Origin of the sequence: Hansschlegelia beijingensis (assembly GCF_045505405.1) — a bacterium.
In the GTDB taxonomy this organism is placed as follows: domain Bacteria; phylum Pseudomonadota; class Alphaproteobacteria; order Rhizobiales; family Methylopilaceae; genus Methylopila; species Methylopila beijingensis_A.
Genome location: NZ_JBJKEX010000265.1, coordinates 1 through 4,300, shown reverse-complemented (window position 1 = coordinate 4,300; position 4,300 = coordinate 1). Strand labels below are relative to the sequence as shown.

The window sequence follows — 4,300 nt, the reverse complement described above, 5'->3', positions numbered from 1 at the left end:
CGCGCCCTACTATCGCCGCGCGCTCCCCGGCATCGCTTCCCACGAGATCGTGGACCACCCACCAGGCGCCACACGCGCTGGACGAAGCGGCTCGCGCCTTCGACGCCCGCCTCGGTCCAGATCACGTCGCGCTCGGGCGGGCTGTCGGACAGCATGAACCAGCGCGCGGTGTCGGCCCCGTAGGTCTCGATGATGTCGTTGGGGTCGACGGTGTTCTTCTTCGACTTCGACATCTTCTCGATCGGCCCGATCTCGATCGGGTCGCCGTTCGAGAGGCGCGCCGCGCGGCGCTGACCGTCGGCCTCGTTGATCGCGATTTCCGACGGCGCGACCCACTGTCCGGAAGCGTCCCGATAGGTCTCGTGAACGACCATCCCCTGCGTGAACAGGCCGGCGAACGGCTCGTCGATGCCGAGATGCCCGGTCATCTTCATCGCGCGCGTGAAGAAGCGGGAATAGAGCAGGTGCAGGATCGCGTGCTCGACGCCGCCGATATACTGGTCAACCGGGAGCCAGCGGTCCGCGACCGCCCTCTCGGTCGGGGTCGTGGCCCGCGGCGACGTGAACCGCGCGTAATACCAGGACGAGTCCACGAAGGTGTCCATGGTGTCGGTCTCGCGCCGCGCCGGGCCGCCGCAGGCCGGGCAGGAGACGGTGCGCCACGCCTCGTTGCGGTCGAGCGGATTGCCCGGCTGATCGAAGCTGACGTCCTCCGGCAGCAGGACCGGGAGCTGGTCGTCGGGGACCGGCTGCGGCCCGCACGCCTCGCAATGGATGATCGGGATCGGGCAGCCCCAGTAGCGCTGCCGGGAGATCCCCCAGTCGCGCAGGCGCCAGTTGACCTTGCGCTCTCCGACCGGGCGGTTGCCGAGCGTCGCCGCCTCGAGCCTCCGGGCGACCTCCTCCTTGGCGGCCGCGACGTCGAGCCCATCGAGGAAGCGCGAGTTCACCAGCACGCCGTCGCCGTCATAGGCGGCGTCCGCGATCAAGGCGTCAGCGTCGGCGCCGACGGGAGCGACGACCGGCTTTATGGGAAGCCCGTAGGCGCGCGCGAAATCATAGTCGCGCTGATCGTGCGCCGGGCATCCGAAGATCGCGCCCGTGCCGTAGTCCATCAGCACGAAGTTGGCGACGTAGACCGGCAGCTCCCAGCTGGGGTCGAGCGGATGGGCGGCGCGAAGGCCGGTGTCGTAGCCCTTCTTCTCCGCCGTCTCGAGCGCGGCGAGGCTCGTCCCGGCGCGCCGGCACTCCTCCACGAAGGCGGCGAGCTCCGGGTCGCAGGCGGCGCAGGCCGCCGCGAGCGGATGGTCGGCCGAGACCGCGATGAAGCTCGCGCCGAACAGCGTGTCCGGCCGGGTCGTATAGACCTCGACCTCCTTCAGCGCGCCGTCGCCATGGGCGTTGGCGAGCGCCCAGCGGACCAGCATGCCTTCCGAGCGGCCGATCCAGTTCTTCTGCATGGTCCGGACTTTCTCCGGCCAGCGCGGCAGGCCGTCGAGGGCGCTCAGCAGCTCCTCGGAGAAAGCGGTGATCTTGAGGAACCACTGCGTCAGTTCGCGCTGCTCGACGAGCGCGCCCGAGCGCCAGCCGCGGCCGTCGATCACCTGCTCATTGGCCAGCACGGTGTTGTCGACGGGGTCCCAGTTGACCTTGGACTTCCGCCGGTAGGCGAGGCCAGCCTTCAGGAAATCCAGGAACAGCCGCTGCTGCTGCGCGTAATATTCCGGGTCGCAGGTCGCGATCTCGCGGCTCCAGTCGAGCGACAGCCCGATCGACTTGAGCTGGTTTCGCATGGTCGCGATGTTCTCGTAGGTCCACGCCTTGGGGTGGACCTTCCGCTCGATGGCGGCGTTCTCAGCCGGCAGGCCGAACGCGTCCCAGCCCATCGGATGGAGAACGTCGAAGCCCTTGGCGCGCTTGTAGCGCGCGACGACGTCGCCCATCGCGTAATTGCGGACGTGCCCCATATGGATGCGCCCGGACGGATAAGGGAACATCTCGAGCACGTAGTAGGTCGGCCGGCCGTCGGCCTCATTGGTCTGGAAGAGCTTTCGCTCGTCCCACCGGGCCTGCCACCGGGGCTCGGCCTCGCGCGCGTTGTAGCGCTCCGTCGTCATAGGTTACGCCAGGCATCCTGAAGGGTGAGCGCGCCGCGGCGATCGCCGGTCGCGAAGCGGCCGGACCTTGGCGCGAACGATTGAAACGGTCAACCGAAGAGGGTCCTGCGCGCTTGAGCGCCGCCGCGTTGCGGCTTATGCGCCACCCTCGACATGGAGATGAGCCGCGCGTGAGCACCACAGAGCCGACCGACGACGTTCCGTCCCGCCTGGCGGCGACGCTGAAGGCCATTCGCCGCGCCGAGCGCAGCGCCGGGCGAGCGGAGGGCGAGGTCACGCTGGTCGCCGTGTCGAAGACCTTTCCGGCGGAAGACATCGAGCCGGCGCTTGCGGCCGGCCACCGGACGTTCGGCGAGAACCGCGTACAGGAGGCGAAAGCCAAATGGCCGGCCCTGCGCGAGCGCTACCCCGACGTCGAACTCCACCTGATCGGTCCGCTGCAGTCCAACAAGGCCGACGAGGCGGTGGCCCTGTTCGACGTCATCCACACCGTCGACCGGCCGAAGATCGCGCAGGCCCTGGCCAGCGAGATGCGGGCGCAGGGCCGCAGCCCGCGACTGTTCGTTCAGGTCAACACCGGCGAGGAGCCCCAGAAGGCCGGCGTGGCCCCACGGGAGGTCGACGCCTTCCTGGCCTCATGCCGGGACGAGCACGGACTGACGATCGAGGGGCTGATGTGCATCCCTCCGGTCGACGAGGCGCCGGGCCCGCACTTCGCGTTGCTGGACAAGCTCGCGCGACGCAACGGCCTCAAAGGCCTGTCGATGGGGATGAGCTCGGATTTCGCGGAGGCGGTCGCCCTCGGGGCGACGCATGTCCGGGTCGGAAGCGCCATCTTCGGCGCCCGGCCGAAGCCCTGATCGATCGGCGCGGGAGAGGGTCGCCGGGGTCTGAAGCGCCCTCTCCCGCCCGAACAGATGCCGGTACGCATGAACCAGATCCGGCTGCTGAGACCGTCGCAAACCGCTTGCCAACCCTAATGGAGGGTGACTGGCGCAAGATATAGACGGCGCGATCGCAGCAGCCTCCACATCTGGTGAGAGGCCGGCGACGGCCTCCCAGAAGGCGTCGCGTTTTGCGAATGGCGTCGCGTTTTGCGAAATGGACTGTGCCGCTTCGGGGCGTCAGCCGTGTTCGGCTTTCAGCGGCCGTGCGCCGGCCGCTATGCGGCGCTTCAACTCGATCCGTTCTCTGGACGACACGCCGAGGAGGTCGGCCGCTCTCCAGACGATGTTGTCTTCGATCTCGTGCACCGCGCCGTCAGCGAACACGATCTCCCACATCATCTCGACGATCTGCGCGCGGCCTGCGGCGTCCAGCGACCGCCTGAGCACGCTCGTGAAGGCATAGAGGTCGACGGCCTCGGCCTCCCGGCTGCGAGCGGCCGCAATGAGTTCGGCCGTCTCGGCCTCGTCGAGCCCAAAATGGGACTTCAGGCTCTGGTGGAGCGCGCTGCGCTCGGCGTCCGTCACCACACCGTCGACGCCGCTCAGATTGATCAGCAGGGCCGCCGCGGCCACGCGGTAATCGTCGACCGCGAAACTGTCGGCCTCCGGCACGCCCGCCAGATCGTGGAGAAACCTGCGGAGATTCTCGAGCACGGGGACCTCCGACGGCTGAGCCGCTGTGGGATGCGTCGACGCTCTGCGCCGCACGCGAACCGTATCAATGTAGGTGGTGTCGGCCGGAAAGCACGCATCGGCCGGGGAGATGGTGCCGCAAGAGGGACTCGAACCCCCGACCCCGTCATTACGAATGACGTGCTCTACCAGCTGAGCTATTGCGGCGACGGCGCTCCCTCTAGCGAAACGCCGCCCGCAATGCAAGGCGGGAACCGCCTTGGCTGCATCCCGTCAGACGCCGTAGGTCGGCCGGGACGATGGAAAACCGCCATTGTTCGCGGCGTCGCCGGTTTCCGCGCCGTTCGGACCCGGATCGTCCGGCGCACGCGCGAGCGGAAACACAGCCTGCGTCGGCCGCGCGCCGCGGGGCTTGGTCTCTTCCGGAGCCACGACGACGGTGGACGCCGGCGCGACCTGCTTGGGCTCGCTCTTCGCTTGCGAAGGCGGCTCCGGAGCGGCGTCGATCAGCACGGGCATCGAGCGCGGCAGGGGCTCGCCGGACTTCAGTCGCTCCCGGGCCTCTGGTTCGCGACCATGATCCCGAGCGCCGCCATCCTGGCC

The 4,300-nt window shown here is 68.7% G+C and carries 3 protein-coding genes, 1 tRNA gene and 1 pseudogene; 1 reads left to right on the top strand and 4 read right to left on the bottom strand.

Annotated elements, in window-relative coordinates:
- A partial coding sequence (leuS, locus tag ACIKT0_RS13920) for a leucine--tRNA ligase (RefSeq protein WP_407105919.1) occupies window positions 1–2,117 on the bottom strand: 2,117 nt, incomplete at its 3' end.
- Between the two features lie 170 nt (window positions 2,118–2,287).
- Here leuS and ACIKT0_RS13915 point away from each other — a divergent pair.
- A complete protein-coding gene (locus ACIKT0_RS13915; protein ID WP_407105918.1) occupies window positions 2,288–2,977 on the top strand; it encodes a YggS family pyridoxal phosphate-dependent enzyme in 690 nt (229 codons plus the stop codon).
- Window positions 2,978–3,241: 264 nt separating this feature from the next.
- Here ACIKT0_RS13915 and ACIKT0_RS13910 read toward each other — a convergent pair whose 3' ends face one another.
- From ACIKT0_RS13910 to ACIKT0_RS13900, 3 genes and pseudogenes are all read right to left on the bottom strand, one after another.
- Window positions 3,242–3,718, bottom strand: a complete 477-nt coding sequence (locus ACIKT0_RS13910; protein ID WP_407105917.1) for a tellurite resistance TerB family protein — start codon at window positions 3,716–3,718, stop codon at window positions 3,242–3,244.
- 110 nt (window positions 3,719–3,828) lie between these two features.
- Window positions 3,829–3,904, bottom strand: a tRNA-Thr gene (locus ACIKT0_RS13905).
- A 66-nt stretch (window positions 3,905–3,970) separates the two neighbouring features.
- Window positions 3,971–4,300: pseudogene (locus ACIKT0_RS13900) on the bottom strand (hypothetical protein); the annotation flags it as partial.